Origin of the sequence: Bacillus sp. FSL W8-0920, assembly GCF_038593215.1 — a bacterium.
Taxonomy (GTDB): domain Bacteria; phylum Bacillota; class Bacilli; order Bacillales; family Bacillaceae; genus Bacillus; species Bacillus pumilus.
On sequence record NZ_CP151974.1, the window covers coordinates 2,312,374 to 2,335,008 of the forward strand.

A 22,635-nucleotide genomic window follows, 5' to 3' on the forward strand; every position below is an offset into this window, starting at 1 on the left:
ATCTTTCCACCTTTAATCAATATAAAAAGAATGATTACGATTTATACAACAAAAAGAAAATGGCTTTTGCCATTTTCTCTGTCCATACATACATTTCATTATATAAAAGAAAGATTAAAAAGTAAAATAAAAGCTAATGAATGGCTGTTTTGAACTTACCGCCTTTTGTTTCATGCGTATCCATAATCGTAATAAATGCTTGACTATCAATTTCAAATACAATGGATTTTAGCTTTGTGATTTCAAGTCTTGTGACAACGGCGTAGATGACATCTTTTTCTTCATCTGTATAACCGCCTTTCCCTCTCAGCTTTGTCGTTCCCCTGCCAAGTCGATGAAGAATCGCATCTGAAATTTCATCATAATAATCTGACACGATAATGACAGCTTTTGTTTCATCAAGCCCTTGAATGACAGCATCAATTGTTTTCATTGCCAAATAATATGTCATAACAGAATACATAGCCTGCTCTGGTCCGAAGACAAAGCCTGCCCAAATAAAAATGAACACATTGACGATCATGACAAACTCACCGACGGAGAATGGAATTTTTTTCGTTAGCAGAATGCCTAAAATCTCTGTTCCATCCATTGAGCCTCCATTTCGAATGACAAGTCCCACACCAAAACCAAGTAATAGCCCGCCAAATACAGTGGCTAAGATTGGCTGATTTGTAAATGCCTCTACATGATGAAGTGAAGATTCAATCACGGCTAAGCTGACAATCCCAATTACTGTGGAAACCAGAAAGGTTTTGCCAATATGTTTGTATCCTGATATCATAAATGGAATATTCAAAATGACAACAATCGTCGCAAAATTGATGAATGGGTTATCTGTAAAGAGATAATCCAAAATAAGCGAAATGCCGATGATGCCTCCATCGATAATATTGTTTGGCACTAAAAATAATTCAATGCTGACTGCTGCGCATGTAGCTCCTACTAGAATCAGGAAAATTCTAAATATAAAATGAGGCACTGATTCCTTTCTATGCTGTTTACTATTTGCCATACGTTCTCCCCTCTACACAACTTAAATTTTCAATGAACATTTTATTCACTTTACTATTTTATCATTTCACAGGGTAAAATAAAATTTTTTGCACATTTTCCGTTTTCGCCCATACATTGTTACAGAGGGGAGGAATGGAATTGATTTTAATTCAAAAAATTGTCCTGCAACGGCTCAATCAGATCACAGCAAATGATCTGTTAAGGTATGCGAAGCAGTATGGTGTCAGTTTAACGTCAAACCAAGCTGCTGAGGTGGCCAAACTCATGAATGGGAAGAACATCAATATTTTTAATGATGCAGAGCGGAGCCGGCTTCTTAAGCAAGTAGAAGCGATTACATCTAAACACACAGCTCAAACTGTCAATGATCTGTTTAATCAGTTTACAAGTTAAACAAAAAAGGGCCGCATTTAGCGGCACCTCATGATGTTATATGCTTTTTTACTGATTCTTAATTTTATCTAGTAAGCCTTCGTCAAATTGCTTTTCTTTTAGCATTGCAATTTCGAATTTGTAAGGTGGCTTTTTGTTCTTTTTATCTTCACCTACATAAGGCGTTTCTAAGATTTTTGGTACATCTTGAAGCTGCGGATGATGCACAATATTGTTCAGTGCATCGAAGCCAATTTCACCAAAGCCGATATTTTCATGTCGGTCTTTTCTTGCGCCTTGTACGTTTTTACTGTCATTAATATGAAGAACCTTGATTCGGTCAATACCGACGATTCGATCAAATTCTTCTAACACCCCATCAAAGTCAGTCACAATCGGATAACCAGCATCGTGTGTGTGACACGTATCAAAGCAGACAGAAAGTGCTTCGTTATGTGTCACTCCGTCGATAATTTGGGCAAGCTCTTCAAAGCTTCTTCCGCACTCTGATCCTTTGCCAGCCATTGTTTCAAGTGCAATTTGAACCTTTTGCCCTTTTACGATGACTTCGTTTAAACCTTCAATGATTTTTTGGATTCCTGCTTCTGGTCCTGCTCCGACATGTGCACCTGGGTGGAGAACAATCTGCCTCGCACCTAGCGCTTCTGTACGTTCAATCTCAGAGCGAAGGAAGTCCACACCAAGCTCAAAGGTCGCTGGATTGACGGTGTTCCCAATATTAATAATATATGGTGCATGCACGACGATATCTGTCATACCATGCTCTTTCATATGCGCTTGTCCAGCTTCAATATTGAGGTCTTCAATTTTTTTACGGCGCGTATTTTGCGGTGCACCTGTATAAATCATAAACGTATTCGAACCATAAGAGGCAGCTTCTTGACTCGCTGCAAGAAGCATATGTTTTCCGCTCATGGATACATGTGAACCAATCTTCAACAATGTTTCCCCCTACTTTCCATTACGCTTTGACTTTCTACGTTCCTGTCTTTTGATTTTGTCCATCTCACGTGTCATTTTCTTTTTATATCCAGGTTTGACGGCTTTCGGTTTTCTCACAAGACGCTTTGCTTTTTCTTCAATTTCATTAGGTGCTTTTTTACGTCTTTGACGCTTCAAGCGGTCATCTGCATCTCGCCATTCGCCATGAACAATGGTTTTGTTTTCAAACACAACGCCCATTTTCTCAATTTGAATGAGTGCATCCTCATCAGCAAGCTCATAAATAGTCATCGCAATTCCAGATGAACCAGCTCGAGCCGTTCGACCAACACGGTGAACATAAAAATCAAGATCAGATGGAAGCTCATAGTTGATCACATGGCTGACACCTTTAATATCAATTCCGCGGGCTGCAAGGTCAGATGCCACAATATAAGTGAACTCTAAATCATCAATTTGTTTCATCACTTTTTTACGTTCGCGCGGCGTTAATCCGCCATGAAGCACTCCAACTTTCATTCCTTTTTCTTGTAGGAATGATGCGATTTCATCAACGGTTGTTTTTGTATTGGCAAAAATGATGCCTAAATAAGGCTGTACATTCGTCACCATTTCATGGAGCAATTTTAGCTTGTCGCGCTGTTTAGATGGGACTAAAATATGCTGGATGTTTTCAGCTGTAATCCGTTTTGGTTCAACATGGGCATATTTTGGATTGTCCATATATTTTTTCAGGAATGGCTTTAGTTTTTCTGGAATCGTTGCTGAGAACACAAGCATTTGCAGCTGCTCTGGCATTTGTGAACCAATACGGTCCACATCTTCTAAAAAGCCCATATCCAGCATTAAATCCGCTTCATCAATGACAAGAGATGTCGCTTTGTAAACGTTCAGCGCCTGCTCATGAATGAGGTCCGCAATACGTCCAGGTGTGCCGACAACCAAATGCGGCTGGTTTTTTAGCTTTTGAATGGATTTCTGCTTGTCCGTTCCGCCAATGTAAAGCTTTGCTTTAATTTCTTCTTCTGGAGAGGCCTTCTTTAAGATCGTTTGGGCTTCTTTGAAAATTTGATTGGCTAATTCTCTTGTAGGTGCAGTAATCACGACTTGTACGTGCTCTTTGCTTGGATCAATTGAATGAATAAGCGGCAATAAGTACGCGTGGGTTTTCCCTGTTCCTGTTTGTGATTGACCAATCACGCTTTCTCCTTTTAACACAGCAGGGATAATTCTTTTTTGAATATCAGTTGGCTCATAAAAGCCCAGTTCATGAATAGCATCTATTATAAAAGACTTTAATTCATATGTCGTAAATTTTGTTTCGTTCATGTTTTCACTCCTTAAGGCAATGCCTTTTTGCTCATCTCCTCATTATAGCTGATTTTCAGCAAAAAAACCATGTCCGCTTTTCTTATAGGAAACCAATTGATGCTTCCTTGCATAACCTATGATTAGAAAGAGAATGCAGTAAGGGAGGTACAAGTATGTTAGGGCAAAGGCCTATGGGCGATTTTCAGCCGCACCGTCCCTCACGCCGGCATCTTGGAAATGGCGGACAGCCCGGAATTTTTCAAAGGAGGCAACAGGCTCCTATCGAACAGCCTTTTCAAGGGCAAGGCAATCAATTTCAGCAAATGATGCCTCGCTCCCCGTCTGTACAGGGAGGCGGTGTACGCGGAATGGGCGGAATTCCAGGAGGCGAAAGCCGTGCACTAGGCGGCGGAGCAGGAATGAAAGGCTTGCTCTCTAAATTTCTTCCTGGCGCAGGGGGAGCAGGGGTTTCTGGAGGTGGTGCGGGATTACAAGGAATCCAGAGCTTCGCAAATCCTGCAACCCTCTCAAGCATGTTGGGAAATGTTCAAAAGGTGCTCGGAATGGCGCAGCAATTTACGCCAATGATTCAGCAATACGGTCCTTTAGTCAGAAATTTGCCTGCGATGATTAAGCTGTACAGCCAGCTTGGCAGTGCAGATGATGATGAAACAAGTACAGATGAAGAACCTAAAGAAATCGGCGAGGAAACAGAAGTGCAAAAAGAGGTTGCATCAGGAGATGATGAAATAGAAGAAAACGAAGAACCAGAGGACATCCTCGTCAAAAAAGCAGCTCCTCACACATCACCTGCTCCTGAAGCAAAACCGAAAAAAAGACCTGGCAGCTCTGTTCCAAAACTATATGTCTAGTGATCTTTTAACGGCGAAGTGTCCCCTGCGTATAACAATCTTTGATATATACGCTTACTTTGGCTATAATGGAAGCTAGAGAATGATAAAAAGCCGTTTTTCCACGGCTTTTTATATTGTTCTTCTCTAGCAGCACTTCCCTACAGGAGGACGAATAAATGAATGTAATTAAAATTTCGCCGCGTGGCTATTGCTATGGCGTTGTAGATGCAATGGTCATTGCTAAAAATGCCGCACTTGATAAAAACTTGCCACGCCCAATTTATATATTAGGTATGATTGTGCACAACAAACACGTGACAGATGCCTTCGAAGAAGATGGGATCTACACACTGGACGGCCCAAACCGCTTGGACATTTTAAAGCAGGTTGAAAGCGGAACAGTTATTTTCACTGCTCACGGCGTTTCACCTGAGGTTCGTCAAATTGCAGAAGAAAAAGGTCTTGTCGCCATTGATGCAACCTGTCCCGATGTAACGAAAACACATGAACTCATTTCAGAGAAAACAGCCGATGGGTATGACATTATTTATATCGGAAAAAAAGGTCATCCTGAGCCAGAGGGAGCTGTCGGAGTAGCCCCTGACAAGGTGCATCTTGTCGAATCAGAAGCGGACATTGAGGCGCTCGATTTAACATCAGATAAATTGCTTATCACCAATCAGACAACGATGTCTCAGTGGGATGTCCACGATCTGATGGAGCTCATAAAAGAGAAATATCCTCACGTCGAGTACCATCAAGAAATTTGTCTTGCGACACAAGTACGTCAGGAAGCTGTATCTCAGCAAGCTGGCCAAGCCGATCTTACCATTGTTGTCGGCGATCCAAAAAGTAATAACTCCAACCGTCTGGCACAAGTGTCAATGGAGATTGCTGGAACGCAGGCTTACCGTATTGGTGACCTAAGTGAGCTCAAGCTGGAGTGGCTGCAAGGCGTAAATACCGTTGCCATTACTGCTGGCGCTTCTACACCAACGCCTATTACAAAAGAAGTGATCCGTTTCTTAGAAAACTACGAGCCGGATGATGAATCAACTTGGAAGATTGAACGATCGGTTCCTCTTTCGAAAATACTACCGCGCGTGAAAACAAAGAAATAAATAAACGTCAGAGCTTCTATGCTCTGACGTTTTTTGTTTACATAAATTGAAATGGATTTGTGTTTGATTCAGAAACAAAGAGCTGTACATCATACTTTTTCTCTGAACATAGCGATTGAAGCTTCGCCTTTACGCCCTCTTTCATCATCTTTTCTGCATAATGCCCTGGGTCCACTACGTTCAGCCCGAGCATCATGGCATCATGGGCGACATGGAAATAAAGGTCCCCTGTCACATACACATCAGCACCCATTCTTTTTGCTTGATGAATGTATTTATTTCCGTCTCCGCCAAGCACAGCTACTTTTTTCACAACAGCGTCCTGATCACCTACAAAGCGAGCACCATTTACATCCAGCTTTGTCTTCACAAATCGCGCGAAGTCTCCAAGGGTCATAGGCTCTCTTAGCTCCCCTATACGGCCAAGCCCTTTTTGAATAGGAGGAAGGTCTGTCGTGTGTACACTATAAGCGACTTCTTCATAAGGATGTGCTTTGATCATTTCACGAATGACTTGTTTTTCAATACTTGCCGGGAAAATGGTTTCAATCCGTACTTCTTTAACAAATTCCAATTGACCGGTCTCACCAATGAACGGGTCCGCATCTTCTGATGGCAAAAAGCTGCCTGTCCCTTCATTTGAAAACGCACAATGGCTGTAGTTGCCAATATGGCCGGCGCCCGCATTTCCTAAAGCTGTCCGGATGGCTTCTTCAAATTCCTGCGGGACATAGAGGGCAAGCTGTTTGATTTGATCTTCATATGTCGGGACTAACACACTTGTTTCTTCAAGCTCTAAAGCCTCCGCAAGCAAGTCATTGACTCCTCCATCAGCCACATCTAAATTCGTATGTGCCACATATACTGCAATATCATGTTTGATGCATTTCTCAATGATTCGTCCAGCTGGCTGATCTGTCGCTACATGTTTTAACGGACGGAAGATCGGCGGATGGTGAGCAATCATGAGATCCACATTTTTTTCGATCGCCTCATCTACCACATTCTCTAGTACATCTAAGGTGATCATGACATTGTTTACCTTTTTATTTAACGTCCCAATCTGGAGACCGATTTTGTCTCCTTCCATGGCATATGCCTTTGGTGAAAATTGTTCAAATAATTGGATGATTTCATGTCCGTTTACTGTTTTAGCCAACAGTCAAAACCTCCTTTAGAATCTTTATTTTTACATGCAGCTCTTCAAGACGCTCCTTGTTCTCTTCTGTTCGCGCTGCCTGCTGAATTTGACTTTCTATCTTCTCCATATGCTGGAGCTCTTGCATCCACTTGCGCCGGAAGACGTCATTTTGCTCTTTCGCAAGAAACGGACCAACTAGCATGCCTGTTTCAATTGACATCCCTTCATAGGCTTTATCTTTGTCGCCTTTTTCGGCGATGATGATTTCGTATATTTTGCCATCCTCTTCTAAAATGACTTCACCCATCAATTCATACCCCTCTTGATAGAGCCATAAACGAATGTGGTGAGCATGGATATTCGGCTGAAGAATAAGCCTTTCATGGCCTGTGAGCTTATGCTTGCCGTCATGTAAAATGCTTGCGATGAGTGCTCCGCCCATACCTGCAATCGTTACAGCATTCACTTCGCCCTTTTCAATGACTTCAAGACCATTACCTTTTCTGACCGAGATCTGGTCATCTAATTCAAGTCTATGTACTTGCTGCTTCGCCGATTGAAGCGGTCCTTCTGTAATTTCACCAGCAACCGCTTTTACTGCTTTTTGATGCAGGATTGCATAGCACGGCAAATAGGCATGATCTGAGCCGATATCAGCAAAGACAGCCTCATGTGGTAAAAAGTCTGCGACTCTTTTTAATCGTTTTGATAAATTCATTTCATTCATACGTATCACTACTTTTCTTTAATGTTCATACTTGTCTATCTTATATAAATTATGGACTTTTTAAAAGTCGTTTTCAAATGAAAAAAGCTCTTCTGATCAAAAAGAGCTTTTTGCGTAACATTATTTAATTTTGGATACCCATTCTGACATTTCATCGAGCTTTTCATTCGGGATTAGCCCGCCTGGCATCCCGTTGCCGCCTTCTTGAATTTTCTTCTTAATGTCTGCTACTTCAAGCTTGTCTCCAACACCTTTTAATGCAGGACCAGCACCGCCTTCATAGTTTTCCCCGTGACAACTCAGACAGTTTTGCTTATACAATTCTTCCGGCGTCGCATTCGCTGTTTCTTCTTGCTTTTGCTCCTCGCCTCCAGAGGCGATTTTGTCTTCATCTTTCAGCCCCTTCATTGATAAGAAAAAAGTGAGTCCAATACCTAAAATGGCAATCAATAAAAATGGTATAAGTGGATTCCGTTTCATTTCTTTCATCCTCCCCTTTGTGAAAACCCCTTTAAGACTATACAAACAATTCTAATTCTACTTTAATTTTACAAAAAGTAAACGAATTATGATACAAAACTTTGGTCAAGTTCACAGATTAGACAAAAATGATGCAAAGATGAGAAATGAAGCCTTCAGCACATTTTGATGTATTTTTTATACATCTTTTCTCTAAGAACGTTGCAAATTTATTATTTATTCAGTAAAATATAATCAGATTGAAAAAAGCGTTTTCATTTTTGATGAAGAAAGAACGGATCTCTTTCAAGATCCGTCCAGTTTCTACTCTAAGAAGTCTTTTAATCGTTTACTTCTGCTTGGGTGTCTTAATTTACGCAGAGCTTTCGCTTCAATTTGGCGGATACGCTCTCTTGTGACGCCGAACACCTTTCCAACCTCTTCTAACGTACGTGTTCTTCCGTCATCTAGTCCGAAACGTAGTCTCAGTACATTTTCTTCACGGTCCGTTAGCGTGTCTAGTACATCTTCAAGCTGCTCTTTTAACAATTCGTATGCAGCATGGTCAGATGGAGATGTCGCCTCTTGGTCTTCAATAAAATCACCAAGGTGCGAGTCATCTTCTTCACCAATAGGTGTTTCTAAAGATACAGGCTCTTGCGCAATTTTAAGAATTTCTCTAACCTTTTCTGGCGTTAAATCCATGTCTTCAGCAATTTCCTCTGGCGTTGGTTCTCTGCCTAGGTCTTGCAGAAGCTGTCTTTGAACACGGATCAATTTATTAATGGTTTCCACCATATGAACCGGGATCCTGATTGTTCTTGCCTGATCGGCAATCGCCCGCGTGATCGCCTGTCTAATCCACCAAGTCGCATATGTTGAGAATTTGTATCCTTTGCGGTAATCAAACTTCTCAACTGCCTTCATAAGACCCATGTTTCCTTCTTGAATCAAGTCAAGGAACAGCATACCACGTCCGACGTAGCGTTTCGCGATGCTGACAACGAGACGAAGGTTTGCTTCCGCTAATCTTCTTTTTGATTCCTCATCGCCTTCTTCGATCTTTTGAGCATACGTAATTTCTTCTTTAGCAGATAACAAATTGACGCGTCCGATTTCTTTTAAGTACATACGAACAGGATCATTAATTTTGACACCTGGTGGTACGCTTAAATCATTTAGGTCAAATTCTTCTTCTGCTTTAGCCAGCTGCTGAACATTTGGGTCTTCTGTCTCTTCGTTTTCACTAATGAGCTCTACACCCTGTTCGCCTAAATATTCATAGTATTCATCCATTTGGTCTGATTCAATTTCAAAGCTAGACATACGCTCTGCAATTTCTTCGTATGTTAAAACGCCCCGTTTTTTACCCGTTTCAGTGAGCTTATCTCTCACCTGTTCAAAGGTTAATTCAGTTTCGGTTTCGTGGGCTTGTTTATCAGCCATTATGGATCCCTCCTTCCAAAGCTTGCAACGAATTCTAAAGTAACTTGCGATTTGCTTCCGCTCTGCTTTTCTCTCTTTATCAAACAGATGAGCAAATAGGAATAAAATAAAAAATGATGAAGGCAAGATGCTTGCGGTCTTATGCTCCTCCCGTAAAGGATTCATTGCCAGCCGTAAGTCTTGTCATAAATATTAGACGTATTACTTCAGCGAACGGTTCAACTGAACAATTTCTTTTGCAAGTGTTGCCGCTTTGAAGAAATCTTTTTGCCTCTCCGCTTCTGCACGTTCTAGTTCTTTTTCCTTTATCATTGACAAATTCCGATGATTCAACACTTTTTTTACATAATCACTTAATTCAGCTTCACTTAGTTCGTCTCCAACTTGAATCATGAATATATCCGTCAGAAGTTGATTGATGATATCATCTTCTATACGGTTCATTAGGTGCTGCGGCGTTGGTTCTTTGCCTTCTTCATACAAAGCATAAATGTACGTGGCCAGCGCCCTGTGAGAATCTATATTAAATTCAATCCCTACTCTGTCAAGTACTTTTCGGATCACGTCATCGCTTTTCAACATATGAGCAAGCAGCATTCGCTCTGCATTTTCATATGCTGGCCGCAGGCGCTTTCTTCGTACCTGTGTTGACAGATGTGCACGCCGTTTTTCAAGCCCGCTTTCTTCCTGCGTGCTTTTGGCTTCTTGACGCTGCTGTTTTTCAAACAGCTCCAGTTGTTCCTTTAATGAATCAAGTGAGATCGAGAACTCTCCAGCAAGCTGTTTCATGTAAATCTCTTGTTCCAAGGAACCGTTTAATCGGCTAATTTCTCGGAGTACCTGCTTCATATAAGTAAGCCGGTCTCCTTCATCAGATAAATTCTTTCCCCTACGGAAAAAGTTCATCTTAAAAGTCATTAATGTCACACTTGCATCTATGATGTCATTCCTAAATTTCTCGCCACCATATTTACGAATGTAATCATCTGGATCAAGTCCATCTGGTATCATGGCAACGCGAACTTTACATCCTCTTTTTCCAAGCAAATCTGATGCTTTCATGGTGGCTTCATAACCGGCCGTGTCAGAGTCATAGCAAAGAATGATCTCTTCTACGTTCCGTCTGAGAAGTTTTACGTGCTCTTCTGTTAGAGACGTACCCATTGTTGCAACACTTTCGCCGACACCTGATGTGACAGCTGAAATGACGTCAGCAAATCCTTCGAAAAGAACCGCCCGTTCGCGTTTTCGAATATGCATACGCGCGTCATGAAAGTGATAAAGCAGCTTACTTTTATGAAAAAGTGGCGTTTCAGGACTATTCATATACTTAGGCTGCTGATCACCAAGCGATCTTCCGGAAAAAGCGATGACTGTCCCGTGATGATCATGAATGGGAAACATCACACGATCCCTAAAGCGGTCAAAAAAGCCTGTTCCGTTTTCACGTTGAATCAAAAGACCGGCCTTCTCCATCATCGCAGGATCAAACCCTCGCTTTTCTAAAAACTTGGTCACGAAATCCCAAGAGTCAAGAGCATATCCGATCTCAAACTTGGCAATTGTTTCATCTGTAAAGCCTCTCGCCCGTAAATAATCGAGTGCATTTTGACCTTCCTTTGTATTTACCAGCAAATGGTGGTAAAATTTCTTAAGAAGCTCATGCGCTTCAATCATTTTATGATCTGCAGTGTCCTCTTGCTGTGAGGAGCTGATCTGAGCATTTGCTACATGATCAGGCAAATCAATATGGTACTTATCAGCAACATGTGAAACGGCTTCAATAAATGAGTAGCCTTCCATTTGTCTGAGGAACGAAAATACATTACCTCCTGCACCACAGCCAAAACAATGGAAGATTTGCTTATCTGCTGAAACAGAGAATGAAGGAGTATTTTCACCATGGAATGGACAAAGACCGAAATAATTTCGACCTTGCTTTCTAAGCTGTACGTATTCTCCAATCACTTCGACAATGTCTGCGTTTTTTTGGATTTGCTCCAAAAGTTCATCTGGTATACGTTTGCTCATCCTAATAACACTCCGTCGTACATTATTCGCCTTTTAATTCAAAAATCCTTCATGATTCGACAGGATTTTTTGTAGTTGCGTAATAAATCGCTTTTTATCCTCTTCTAAAAGCTTTTTGGGACCTTTTCCATATACACCTTTTCTTCGCTGTTTACTGGAAACATGTCTGCGTTCCAAATCAAAATCAATTGTTTCGTTTGTGTACATCCGTCCTCTTTCAGACAGTACAATGACCTGTCTTGGAAGCAGTAAGGAGGCAAGACCAATGTCTTGGGTGACGACAATATCATGCGCTGAAGCTGAGTTCGCAATGACTAAATCCGCTGCTTCCTTATGTGTATCTACAAACCGCCAATCTTCAAGTGGAGATCTTTTGGTTTGAAAATGCTCATATGAAGCAATGAACGTCACAGGTACTTGAAATTGAGATGCGACAGAAAGGATTTCGTCTTTTACAGGACAAGCATCTGCATCGACATAAATCGTCCTCTCTTGTTTATGTTCATTCAGGTGACTAATTCTCCATCCCTCCACCTTATTCCTGCTTTAGAGAAGCAAAAAGACCATACTTTTCCCCCATATAGCAAACAACAGTAAAACTCATTTTGTCGAAAAGTTATGTTCAGAATCACTTGACTTCTGCCAATATTAGTTTATTCGTTCTTGACTTAACTTAAACCTAAAATCAATCATTTTATCACAATTTTTTATTATAATACAAATGCAGCAAATATGCCATTGTTTTTGTTTACCCGTTTCCCACCATAGGAAAAACCCAGGAGGAGCATCCTGAGTTTATTCGGAACCTCTTTTGGTCAGCATTTGATGAATGACATTTGCCGTTTCTTCAACTGCTTTATTCGATACATCAACAACTTGACAGTTAATGCGGTCCACCACTTTTTCAAAATACTCTAGCTCTTCTTTAATCCGTTCAATGTTCGCATAAATCGCGCGATCATTTAAACCTAGAGATTTCAAACGCTCTTTACGAATATGATTTAGTTTGTCTGGACTGATTTTCAGACCGATGCATTTCTTTGGATCAACTGAAAATAACTCCTCTGGCGGATCTACTTCAGGAACAATTGGAACGTTTGCTACCTTCAGCCGTTTATGCGCCAAGTATTGAGATAGTGGTGTCTTAGATGTGCGTGATACACCGATGAGCACAATATCAGCCTTTAGAATGCCTCTTGGGTCTCTGCCGTCATCATACTTCACTGCGAACTCAATGGCTTCAACCTTTTTAAAATAGTCCTCATCTAATTGACGTACACGCCCCGGCTCATGTTTCGCTTCATTTCCATAAGCAGTCTCCATTTTATCGATCAGTGGTCCGATGATGTCATAATAAACGACTCCGTTTGCTTCTGCCTCTTCAATTAAGAATTGGCGCATTTCTGGCACAACAAGAGTAAAGCAGACGATTCCGTTATCTGCTTTCGCCAGTGAAATGACTTCTTTAATCGTACCGACATCCTCTACATACGGGATTCTTCTGATATTTGAATGGTCTGATGAGCCGCCATCAAATTGGCTAAGTGCCGCTTTGACTACGAGCTCTGCCGTTTCTCCTACTGAATCTGATACCACAAAAATTACGCGATTACTCATAACATCCCCTCGCAGTCTTCTGTAATTAGATTATTTCATTCTCCGATAAGTTAACAAGTATTTTCGTCATGTTTGTTTTCGTAATTCTGCCGACCACTTCAAAGCCTTTATCCGTATCTTTTATAACAGGAAGTGCGTCTATCTGCTTTTCAATCAAGTGCTTCGCCACACCCATAATGAAATCTTCCTTGCGGCAAACGGTAATGTTCGGCATTCTTGTCATAATAATATGGACAGGAATAGATGGAAGCTCCTGTTTTCCAATACTTGCGCGAAGGAGGTCTTTCCTTGACAACACGCCTGTTAAAATAGAGTGATCGTCCACAACGAATAATGTGCCCACATCTTCTAAAAACATCGTACAAATCGCATCATAAACTGAAACATTCTCATGTATCACCACTGGAATGGATTGAAAATCTTTCACTTGAAGTTTTTTCAACTTATCTGCTAGAAGCTGCGTACCTGTTTTTCCTGTGAAAAAGTAGCCGACCCTTGGTCTTGCTTCTAAAAAGCCTGACATCGTTAATATGGCTAAATCCGGTCTGAGGGTCGCCCTAGTTAAGTTCAGCCGATCGGCGATATGCTCTCCAGTGATCGGACCATTCTCTTTGACAATCTGTAAAATCTGCTCTTGCCGTTTATTTAACTCGATTGTACTCACCACCTTTAAATAGAGAGAGCGAATCTTTACTTTATGTATATCATTTTCATAACTCATCATATTATAGCGCATCTTTGTCCGAATGAAACAAAAATCCACTCAAAAACCGTGAATTAAATGAGTAAAAAACGATTGCCCTTCAAAAAAGGCAACCGTTCTTAGGTATTTATTTTACTATTAAATTGTTCATATTCGCAAATGATTGAATGACTTTTGCTAGTTTAACCATTTGTGCCAAACGATTTCGCTTCAGCTTTTCATCATCTGCATGAACCATTGTGTGATCGAAATAATGAACAATCGGTGTTTTTAACGTATCAAGCGCCTCAAGTGCTGCACTGTATTGCCCTGCTGCTACATGTTCCTTGACAGCTGTCTCTACTTGCTGATACGCCTCATATAGCTTTTGCTCATGCTCATTTTCAAACAGCTCAGGCTGAATCTCTGCGTCTTCCCCTTTTTTACTGATTGAAATGACGCGTCCTAATGCTTCTGCTGTTTCTTTGAAGCTTTCTTGTTTCACGCTCTCTTCAAGAACAGCTGCTTTTTTCACGACTGCATAAGGTTCAATATTTTCAACATCCAGTACTGCATCGACAACATCATGACGGATATGCTCTGCTTGGAGGACATATTTTAAACGGTGTGTTAAAAATTCAATGAGAGCCGTTTCATGTGCTGCTTCTACTTGAGCAAGTGCCAAAAGCTCTTTGAATGAAATGTTCCAATGACGATCAAGCAGAATTTGAACGATACCGCTCGCTTGTCTTCTTAGTCCATAAGGATCTTGAGAGCCCGTTGGAATGACATCAATTGAGAAGAAGGAACAAATAGAATCCAGCTTATCGGCTACTGCCACAATCGCACCAATTAAAGTGGAAGGCGCCTCATCACCGGCAAAGCGCGGCATATAGTGCTCATTGATGCTCTTTGCCACTTCTTCATGTTCACCAAGTGCTTTTGCATATTTCTCGCCCATGATTCCTTGTAATTCTGGGAATTCATAGACCATTTGAGTCACAAGATCAAATTTCGAAATACTTGCGGCTCTTGCCACACGCTCTGTCGTTTCGTCATTTGCACCGACATGCGCTGCTAGACGCGTCGCAATGTCTGTCACTCTCTTGAGCTTGTCGCCAATTGTGCCAAGTTTCTCATGGAATACAACCTTATCAAGCTTTTTAATATTGTCTTCAATGACTAGTTTTTCGTCTTCTTTATAGAAGAAGGCAGCATCTGATAAACGGGCACGAAGTACTTTTTCGTTCCCTCTTGCGACATTTTCAAGCGCCTCACTGTTTCCATTTCTCACCGTAATAAAGTGAGGCAATAATTCACCTTGCTCATTTTTCACAGGGAAATAGCGCTGATGCTCTTTCATTGTCGTTACCAATACTTCTTCCGGCAATGCAAGGAATTCTTTTTCAAAGGAACCAGATAGTACCGTTGGGTATTCTACAAGATTGTTGACCTCTTCTAGAAGCTCAGGATCAACAGGTATCACCCAGCCTTTTTCTGAAGATAGAGCATTTAGCTGCTCGGTAATGGATTGTTTTCTTTTATCTGAATCTGCAATGACAAATTGATCGCGCAATGTTTGCTCATAAGAAGCAGGCGAGTCGATGGTGGCTGCCTTACCAAGGAAACGGTGTCCTCTTGTCTCGCGACCGCTTTTCACCCCAGCAATGTGAGCAGGTACAATCTCCTCTCCAAATAAACAAACAATCCATTTAATCGGACGGATATAGCGTAAATCTTTGCTTCCCCATCTCATGTTCTTTGGAAAACTTAATGAAGCGGCGATCTCACCTAATGCTGGCAGAAGGTCTTTGACTTGCTTTCCTTCTTGAAACTTCTGGACATGGACATAATCTACTCCTTTGATCTCTTTAAAATAGAGATCATCTGTTGAAGCACCTTGTCCGCGGGCAAAGCCTTCCGCTGCTTTTGTCCAATTGCCTTCCGCATCTTGTGCGATCTTTTTAGCCGGACCTTTTGCTTCTTCTTTGATGTCTTCTTGTTTTTCTGCGACACCTTTCACAAGTACAGCAAGACGTCTTGGTGAGTTAAATAGAGCAACATCTTCAAATGAAATGTTTTGCTCTTCAAACCACACTTTTACTTTCTCGCCTAGCTGCTTTGTGCTTTCTGGCATGAAACGAGCCGGCATCTCTTCTAAGCCGATTTCGAGTAATACATCTTGTTTATTCATGAGAAGCCGCCTCCTCTTTTAGCATAGGGAATCCCAATTTTTCTCGTTCTTCATAATATGTTTTGGCTACTTTTCTTGCTAACTGGCGCACTCTTCCGATATATCCAGTTCGCTCAGTAACAGAAATTGCGCCCTTTGCATCGAGCAGGTTAAACGTATGAGAGCATTTGAGCACATAATCGTATGCCGGGTGAACAAGCCCTTTGTCCATTTGGCTATGCGCTTCTTTCTCATAGGTTGTAAATAAATCAAACAGCATGTCAGTATTAGATGTTTCAAATGTATAAACAGAATGCTCATATTCAGCCATTAAGAATAAATCTCTCACCGTAAATCCGTCAGTCCATTCAAGATCGAAGACATTTTCTTTGTCTTGGATGTAGGAAGCAAGACGTTCAATACCGTATGTGATTTCAACGGAAACGGGCTTACATTCTAAGCCGCCGACTTGCTGGAAATACGTGAATTGGGTGATTTCCATCCCATCAAGCCATACTTCCCAACCAAGCCCTGCACAGCCAAGAGATGGGTTTTCCCAGTTGTCTTCTACAAAACGAATATCATGTTTCAGCGGGTCAATGCCAAGCGCTTTCAAAGATTCAAGATACAGTTCTTGAATATTGTCAGGTGACGGCTTAATGATTACTTGGAATTGATGATGCTGATACAATCTATTTGGGTTTTCTCCATATCTGCCATCAGCCGGGCGTCTTGAAGGCTCTACATACGCTACCTTCCATGGCTCTGGACCAATGCTTCGCAGGAACGTGTATGGACTCATCGTTCCGGCACCTTTTTCTGTGTCATACGCCTGCATTAATACGCAGCCTTCATTTGACCAATGCTTTTGCAACGTCAAAATCATGTCTTGAATATTCAATGATCGCACCTCCATCTTTTCTACACCATCCGCTATGTATGGCGGGTGGGTCTAGAACCCCGCAAAAGAACACAAAAACTCCCGTCTCTATGCTCGCAAGGCTCCTTGCAAACATAGGGACGAGAGTTTTTCCCGCGGTTCCACCCTATTTGCTGGTATCGTAGCATCCAGCCGCTTTGTTTTACGTTGCTCAAGAATGCCTTTCGTTACGCCTCCATCCTTAGCTCACACCGCCCTAAGGTCGCTTTTATGGATTCTGCGCAAGTACTTCTTTCTGTCAATGCAACATATTTTATCTTAGATGATCTTACAAAAAGTCATGGAAGATGTCAACTTTTGTTTTCCCCGCCCATGAGCTTTTTCATGGATTCCATCTGATTCATGAATTTTTTTGATTTCAAATAAAGGCCTGAATACTCTTCATAGTAGTGATCGAGCACTTGACGAATTTCTTGTTTCGTCTGCGGTTTCACATCAACCTGACCGAGCCTTGATAAATCAAAATAATGAAATAAACGGAGCAGCCTTGCAGCTGCTGGAGATAAGGGCATTTTATACGGATCTTTAGAAAAACAATTTTGGCAAATAAAGCCGTTGTCTCTAATCGAGAAATGAAACTGCCCTTCTTTTTGACCACAGTGGACACATTGATCCAGTTCGGGCTTCATTCCCATCACTGATAACATTTTGACCTCTACGATAAATAAGATAATATCAGCATCTGTGCCTTCATTCAGATGACGCAAAGATTGAAGCAGGAGCTCAAACAAATAAGGGTTTGGCTTTTTTTCTTCTGTACCTTTATCGAGTAACTCTGTCATATATGCGGCATATGCGGTCAAAAATAAATCCTCCCGAATGGTTCGCATACTTTCAATCATTTCGCCTTGCTGGAGCGTTCCAAGTCCTGTTGATGATTGGATCAGGAAGGTTCCGTATAAAAACGGCTGGCTTATGGCTGACAGGCGGCTGTTTGATTTTTTTGCGCCTCTTGCCATCACACCAATTTTCCCATGTTCTCTAGTGAGCAGCGTGACAATTTTGTTTGTTTCGCCATAATCTGTTGTTCTAAGGACGATTCCTTCACTTTTAATGAGCATTTGTCTACACTCCGAGCATTGGAGGGGGTCAAGAATTATAAGATTGGAAAATCAAATCGTGCTATCTCTTCTTCAAGTACATCGGGTCTTTCCAGGTTCTCCTTTTCTAATTCTTTGAAAAGCAGATACGTGTCAACGCTTCCTGTTTGTGAAAATACGTTCCATGTAAAATTCAACATAAAAACCCCACCTTTCTTTATTAGAAGCAGCAACGCTACATCCAACATATTAATTATATCTTGACCAGGCTACCTCCATTTCATGATAAACAATTTTTACTAATCGAACCGCACCATTGTCAGATTTTATGACAATAGCAGCAATTTTTTAATATTCGTCGTCTCTAAATCCGAAGTCACGAAGGTGAGTGGATTTATTACGCCAGTCCTTCTGAACCTTTACCCAAAGCTCCAGATACACTTTTGAACCGAGAAGTGCTTCAATATCTCTGCGCGCTTTTTGTCCCACTTCTTTTAATAAGCTGCCTCGTTTCCCAATAACAATCCCTTTTTGTGAATCACGTTCTACGACAATGGTCGCCGCCACATGGATCTTGCCATTTTCATCTGGCTTAATGGATTCGATCGCCACTGCAATGCTGTGCGGGATCTCTTCTCTTGTTAAATGCAGCACTTTTTCGCGAATTAATTCAGAAATAATAAACCTCTCTGGGTGATCTGTTACTTGATCTGCTGGATAAAATTGCGGGCCCTCAGGAAGATAACCTTCAACCTGCTGAAGAAGCGTGTCAATGTTGTTTCCTTCAAGAGCTGAAATTGGCACAATTTCCTTAAATGGATAACGTGTGCGGTATTCATCAATTAAAAGGAACAGCTCATCTGGGTGAATTTGGTCGATTTTATTGACGACTAGGAATACCGGTGTAGATGTTTGCTTGAGTCGTTCAATGATGAATTCATCACCCTTGCCATAGCCTTCCTTTGCATTGATCATAAACAAGATCAGGTCGACTTCCTTCAGTGTATTTGTAGCCACTTTCATCATAAAATCACCAAGCTTATGCTTAGGTTTATGAATCCCTGGTGTATCGATAAAGATCGTTTGTGACGTGTTTGTTGTTAAGACACCTTGCACTTTGTTTCGTGTCGTTTGGGGCTTATCACTCATGATGGCGATCTTTTGTCCAATCACACGATTAAGAAAGGTTGATTTTCCTACATTTGGTCTTCCAATAATGGATACAAATCCTGATTTGAAGCTTTCGTTAGTCATTTAAATCCTCCGGTGAAAATGCGCCTGGCAATAGTTCGTTTACTGTTGTTTCGTATATTTGTCCTTTTAAGTTCGTTAGAATCACTGGCATGTCAGGTGCACATAGCTCTGAAATAACCTGTCTGCATGCGCCGCACGGCGAAACAGGCCGGTCTGTATCAGCCACTACCGCTAGCATTTGAAACGATGTGATGCCTTCTGAATAGGCTTTAAAAAGTGCTGTTCTTTCCGCACAATTACACATACCATATGCTGCATTTTCAATGTTGCAGCCGCCATACACTTTTCCATCATTCGACAACAATGCTGCACCGACTTTGAATTTTGAATAGGGTACATATGCAAAATCTCTTGCTTTAACTGCTTCTGAAATCAACTCTTGTTTGTTCATTCCTAGTTCCCACTTTCAGAAGAAATGGACCCACTGTCACATTTATATTTTACATAATTCACGTGACATTTTCACGCCCATTTCTAAAAATGTTAATAAATAGTAATATTGTTCTATTGCATGATCTTCGGTAAGAAGATCATCAACCCAATCATAACCGAAATCGCGGCGTAAACGCAAACAGCGCCTGCTGCGGCGTCTTTCGCTTTCTCAGCAAGCGGGTGCCTCTCTTCTGTCATAAGGTCCACTGTATGTTCAATGGCTGTATTGACAAGTTCAAGGGCAAACATCCCCCCGCATAAAAGCAAAACGATCATCCATTCGAATGGTTCAATGTGAAACCAAAAGCCGCAGATCACCACGATGATGGCTGCGACTGTATGAAATCGAAAATTCCGTTCATTCAAGAAAGTTCGCCATATTCCTCTAAATGCATAATAAAAGCTCCGAAAAAAACGGGCAAGCGGCCTTCTTTTCTTACGAAGATCTTGAAAGGCCATAATCATCCAAGATCTTTGTCTGTTTGGCGAACATTTCTTTTTCATCTTCCTCTGTCATATGATCAAACCCGAGCAAATGCAGGAACCCATGAATGGTGAGAAATCCAAGCTCTCTCATAAAGGAATGTCCATATTCCTCTGCCTGCTCTTTCGTACGGTCCACACTAATGATGATGTCACCGAGTACAGGCGGAATATCATCAGCACCAATGATTTCAATTTCCCCTTCTCCTTCTTCTTCGAGTGCAAAGGAGATCACATCCGTTGGTGCGTCTTTTCCGCGGTATTCTTTATTAATTTGATGAATCTCTTCATTCGAAACGATCGTCACTGATACCTCCGCTTGATCTTTGACCTCAAGGGCATCAGCAGCGAACTGAAGAAGCTTTTCCACTTCTTCAAGCTGCTCTTTTGATACTTGTCCTGTTTCATCTATTAAATCGATTAACAATGTCATTTACTTCACCTTCTGCTTCGGGGCATCTGGATATTCAATCCGAGAATGGAAAATCCCCTTTAATGTTGTACAAATCGTTTGACTAATAATATTTAACTCTTTAAATGTCAGATCACATTCGCTAAATTGCCCATCCTGCATTTTATCGGAAATAATGCCTTTGACGAGCTTTTCGATCCGCTCTGGATTTGGATTATGCATCGATCGTACCGCCGCTTCCACGCTGTCCGCTACAGAAATAATTGCCGCTTCTTTTGATTGCGGTTTTGGCCCAGGATAACGGAATTCTTCTTCTGTCACCTGATCATCACGCTCTTTTGCCTTATAGTAAAAGAACTTTAAAAGCGACTTCCCGTGATGCTGTTCGGCAATATCGACAAGCTCTTCAGGAAACTTCTTTTCTCTCAGCATATCAGCTCCATCTGTCGTATGGGCAATAATGATATTTTTACTTAGCTGAGGAGAAAGCTTGTCGTGCGGATTATCAATATTCATTTGGTTTTCGATAAAGTATTGCGGTCTTTTCGTTTTCCCAATGTCGTGATAATAAGCGCCGACCCTTGCTAAAAGACCGTTTGCTCCGACTGCTTCACATGCAGCATCCGCTAAATTTGCCACCATGACACTATGATGATATGTACCTGGTGTCTCTGTTAAAATCTTTTTAAGCAGCGGATGATTTGGGTTTGATAGTTCAATCAGCTTCATTGTTGAAAGAATGCCGAACATGCTCTCAAACACAGGCATTAGCCCAATGACCAAAATAGATGATGCAAACCCTGACACAATCGCCATCATAAGGTTCACACCGATTTCAAGCCCTGATGGTGAGGAGTTTTGAATCAGCGTAATGGATAGAACCATAAGGACATTCACCAAAGCGACCGAAAGCCCTGCCTGCAATATTTTTGAACGTGCATTATGCTTTCTCAAAAATAAAATGCCCGCCATCCCGCTCACAAGGTAATAAGCGCAGATCACATAGTTAAAGACGCCGGTTACTCCTTGATTAAACATCATACTGCCGCAAAGAGCAAATACAAGGCCAGAGAAGATCGCTAGCCGCTCATTGATAAGCAGCTTGATCAGCATCGTGCCAAGCGCCACTGGCACCACATAACCTATCGTCGTATACTTCGTTTCCTGGAAGAGACTGAATACTTCCATAATAACTAAAATAATGGTGAAAATGAGCGAGTAGAGAAGCAACGACTTATTCTTATGAACAAGCGATTTTTTCCTCGATTCAAGTGAATGAATAATCGCTGCTAAGAATAAACCAATCAAGATCATAAGACCGCTTACAGGTTTAATCAAATTGGAGCTATTTAAGAGCCCTGTCAGTTCTAATTTACGATACACTTCTCGGTCGATAAGTTCTCCTTCTTCGACTAAGATTTGCCCTTGCTTAATTTGAACCGGCTGAATATTATCAGCGGCTTCTTGCCTTTTCTTCTCTGTCGCCACTGGATCAAATACATAGTTTGGAATGATCGCAAATTCACCGATTTCTTTCGCCGCATTTAAGTATTTGGATGGAATTGAGTTATTTTCAAGCTCTGTTTTCACTTGTTTTTTCTCATCTTGTAATTTCGCTGCTGTGATTTCTTTACTCATCAGTGAATTCACCACTGTGATGATGGAATCCTTAGTAAAAGAGAGATTTTCGTCACTTGCCTGAAGCAGTGCTTTGATGGATTGGTCTGAAACAGCCTCCTGCATATCTGATGTGAGTTTTTCTTTGACACGCTTGACCATTTCTTTATCTGATGGCGGATTTTCTTTTTCATCAGCTGCTTTCTTCTCTTCTTTAATGGCTTCGAAAAGGGAGGAGATGAGGTCAACACGATTGTCAGAATACGCTTTTTTGAGTGTATATTGATCCTCTACTTGATCTGTTGCTTCTTGCTTCTTTTCTTCTGTCGCTTCTTGATCATCGACGGTTGATGGAGAATAGATGGTCTGTTCGCTCACTGAAAATAAATCTAAGTCGAGCGATTCAGGCTTTACATGGAAGAAGAGCACCACGAATAGAATGGCTGCTAAACCAGCGTATAGCAAAACATTTAAATAACGTGAGCGCTCCATTTTCTGAGGTTCTTTTTTAGACAGCAGTCTTTTGCGCTTACTGTCTTTCTG

23 protein-coding genes are annotated in these 22,635 nt (G+C 41.3%); 3 read left to right on the forward strand and 20 right to left on the reverse strand.

Annotation, left to right across the window (positions count from 1 at the left end; genetic code table 11):
• Window positions 1–133 precede the first annotated feature (133 nt).
• Window positions 134–1,015: a YitT family protein gene (locus NSS78_RS11690; protein WP_003217308.1), complete on the reverse strand. Its 882-nt coding sequence runs from the start codon at window positions 1,013–1,015 to the stop codon at window positions 134–136.
• A 140-nt stretch (window positions 1,016–1,155) separates the two neighbouring features.
• Here NSS78_RS11690 and NSS78_RS11695 point away from each other — a divergent pair, with 140 nt between their 5' ends.
• Window positions 1,156–1,410 (forward strand): DUF2624 domain-containing protein, encoded by a 255-nt coding sequence (locus NSS78_RS11695; protein WP_212045900.1) that lies wholly within the window; start codon window positions 1,156–1,158, stop codon window positions 1,408–1,410.
• Between the two features lie 48 nt (window positions 1,411–1,458).
• On the opposite strand, the gene NSS78_RS11700 is transcribed toward NSS78_RS11695, so the two are convergent.
• Window positions 1,459–2,352, reverse strand: coding sequence for a deoxyribonuclease IV (locus NSS78_RS11700; protein ID WP_113387151.1), 894 nt, complete (start codon window positions 2,350–2,352; stop codon window positions 1,459–1,461).
• Between the two features lie 9 nt (window positions 2,353–2,361).
• A complete protein-coding gene (locus NSS78_RS11705) occupies window positions 2,362–3,681 on the reverse strand; it encodes a DEAD/DEAH box helicase (protein WP_003217519.1) in 1,320 nt (439 codons plus the stop codon).
• A gap of 155 nt (window positions 3,682–3,836) precedes the next feature.
• Between NSS78_RS11705 and vrrA the strand changes: the two genes are divergently transcribed.
• Entirely contained in the window at window positions 3,837–4,535 is a 699-nt protein-coding gene (gene vrrA, locus NSS78_RS11710) for a VrrA/YqfQ family protein (protein WP_106029137.1), read from the forward strand.
• 158 nt (window positions 4,536–4,693) lie between these two features.
• The gene (locus tag NSS78_RS11715) at window positions 4,694–5,638 is read left to right on the forward strand and encodes a 4-hydroxy-3-methylbut-2-enyl diphosphate reductase (RefSeq protein ID WP_003217509.1); all 945 of its coding nucleotides are present in this window, start codon (window positions 4,694–4,696) and stop codon (window positions 5,636–5,638) included.
• A 37-nt stretch (window positions 5,639–5,675) separates the two neighbouring features.
• On the opposite strand, the gene NSS78_RS11720 is transcribed toward NSS78_RS11715, so the two are convergent.
• From NSS78_RS11720 to NSS78_RS11800, 17 genes are all read right to left on the reverse strand, one after another.
• A complete protein-coding gene (locus tag NSS78_RS11720) occupies window positions 5,676–6,797 on the reverse strand; it encodes a Nif3-like dinuclear metal center hexameric protein (RefSeq protein ID WP_003217458.1) in 1,122 nt (373 codons plus the stop codon).
• Window positions 6,790–7,506 (reverse strand): tRNA (adenine(22)-N(1))-methyltransferase TrmK, encoded by a 717-nt coding sequence (locus NSS78_RS11725; protein ID WP_106029136.1) that lies wholly within the window; start codon window positions 7,504–7,506, stop codon window positions 6,790–6,792. Before NSS78_RS11725 ends, NSS78_RS11720 begins: the two co-directional genes overlap by 8 nt.
• Before the next feature lie 120 nt (window positions 7,507–7,626).
• Complete coding sequence (gene cccA, locus NSS78_RS11730; RefSeq protein ID WP_003217503.1) at window positions 7,627–7,986, reverse strand: cytochrome c550; 360 nt, start codon at window positions 7,984–7,986, stop codon at window positions 7,627–7,629.
• 303 nt (window positions 7,987–8,289) lie between these two features.
• On the reverse strand, window positions 8,290–9,411 hold the full coding sequence (gene rpoD / locus NSS78_RS11735; protein WP_008342392.1) for an RNA polymerase sigma factor RpoD: 1,122 nt from the start codon (window positions 9,409–9,411) through the stop codon (window positions 8,290–8,292).
• Between the two features lie 201 nt (window positions 9,412–9,612).
• Entirely contained in the window at window positions 9,613–11,442 is a 1,830-nt protein-coding gene (gene dnaG / locus NSS78_RS11740; RefSeq protein WP_050943746.1) for a DNA primase, read from the reverse strand.
• A 33-nt stretch (window positions 11,443–11,475) separates the two neighbouring features.
• Window positions 11,476–11,976, reverse strand: a complete 501-nt coding sequence (locus NSS78_RS11745; protein WP_003217513.1) for a YaiI/YqxD family protein — start codon at window positions 11,974–11,976, stop codon at window positions 11,476–11,478.
• A 261-nt stretch (window positions 11,977–12,237) separates the two neighbouring features.
• The gene (locus NSS78_RS11750; protein ID WP_008342399.1) at window positions 12,238–13,059 is read right to left on the reverse strand and encodes a pyruvate, water dikinase regulatory protein; all 822 of its coding nucleotides are present in this window, start codon (window positions 13,057–13,059) and stop codon (window positions 12,238–12,240) included.
• Between the two features lie 25 nt (window positions 13,060–13,084).
• Entirely contained in the window at window positions 13,085–13,723 is a 639-nt protein-coding gene (locus NSS78_RS11755; RefSeq protein ID WP_034620854.1) for a helix-turn-helix transcriptional regulator, read from the reverse strand.
• Between the two features lie 166 nt (window positions 13,724–13,889).
• Window positions 13,890–15,935 (reverse strand): glycine--tRNA ligase subunit beta, encoded by a 2,046-nt coding sequence (glyS, locus tag NSS78_RS11760; RefSeq protein ID WP_212045898.1) that lies wholly within the window; start codon window positions 15,933–15,935, stop codon window positions 13,890–13,892.
• Window positions 15,928–16,815 carry a glycine--tRNA ligase subunit alpha gene (glyQ, locus tag NSS78_RS11765; protein ID WP_003217487.1) on the reverse strand — a complete coding sequence of 296 codons (888 nt, stop codon included), beginning with the start codon at window positions 16,813–16,815 and terminating at the stop codon, window positions 15,928–15,930. Before glyQ ends, glyS begins: the two co-directional genes overlap by 8 nt.
• 329 nt (window positions 16,816–17,144) lie before the next feature.
• Window positions 17,145–17,915 (reverse strand): DNA repair protein RecO, encoded by a 771-nt coding sequence (recO, locus tag NSS78_RS11770; RefSeq protein ID WP_113387154.1) that lies wholly within the window; start codon window positions 17,913–17,915, stop codon window positions 17,145–17,147.
• A gap of 35 nt (window positions 17,916–17,950) precedes the next feature.
• The gene (locus tag NSS78_RS11775) at window positions 17,951–18,094 is read right to left on the reverse strand and encodes a YqzL family protein (RefSeq protein ID WP_003217288.1); all 144 of its coding nucleotides are present in this window, start codon (window positions 18,092–18,094) and stop codon (window positions 17,951–17,953) included.
• A 148-nt stretch (window positions 18,095–18,242) separates the two neighbouring features.
• Window positions 18,243–19,148 carry a GTPase Era gene (era, locus tag NSS78_RS11780; RefSeq protein WP_003217394.1) on the reverse strand — a complete coding sequence of 302 codons (906 nt, stop codon included), beginning with the start codon at window positions 19,146–19,148 and terminating at the stop codon, window positions 18,243–18,245.
• Window positions 19,141–19,539 carry a cytidine deaminase gene (locus NSS78_RS11785; RefSeq protein ID WP_003217296.1) on the reverse strand — a complete coding sequence of 133 codons (399 nt, stop codon included), beginning with the start codon at window positions 19,537–19,539 and terminating at the stop codon, window positions 19,141–19,143. The genes era and NSS78_RS11785 overlap by 8 nt, the downstream gene beginning before the upstream one ends.
• A 113-nt stretch (window positions 19,540–19,652) precedes the next feature.
• On the reverse strand, window positions 19,653–20,039 hold the full coding sequence (locus tag NSS78_RS11790) for a diacylglycerol kinase family protein (RefSeq protein ID WP_003217363.1): 387 nt from the start codon (window positions 20,037–20,039) through the stop codon (window positions 19,653–19,655).
• Entirely contained in the window at window positions 20,017–20,496 is a 480-nt protein-coding gene (ybeY, locus tag NSS78_RS11795; RefSeq protein ID WP_012010615.1) for an rRNA maturation RNase YbeY, read from the reverse strand. The genes NSS78_RS11790 and ybeY overlap by 23 nt, the downstream gene beginning before the upstream one ends.
• A complete protein-coding gene (locus tag NSS78_RS11800; protein ID WP_212046021.1) occupies window positions 20,497–22,584 on the reverse strand; it encodes an HD family phosphohydrolase in 2,088 nt (695 codons plus the stop codon).
• Window positions 22,585–22,635: the final 51 nt, after the last annotated feature.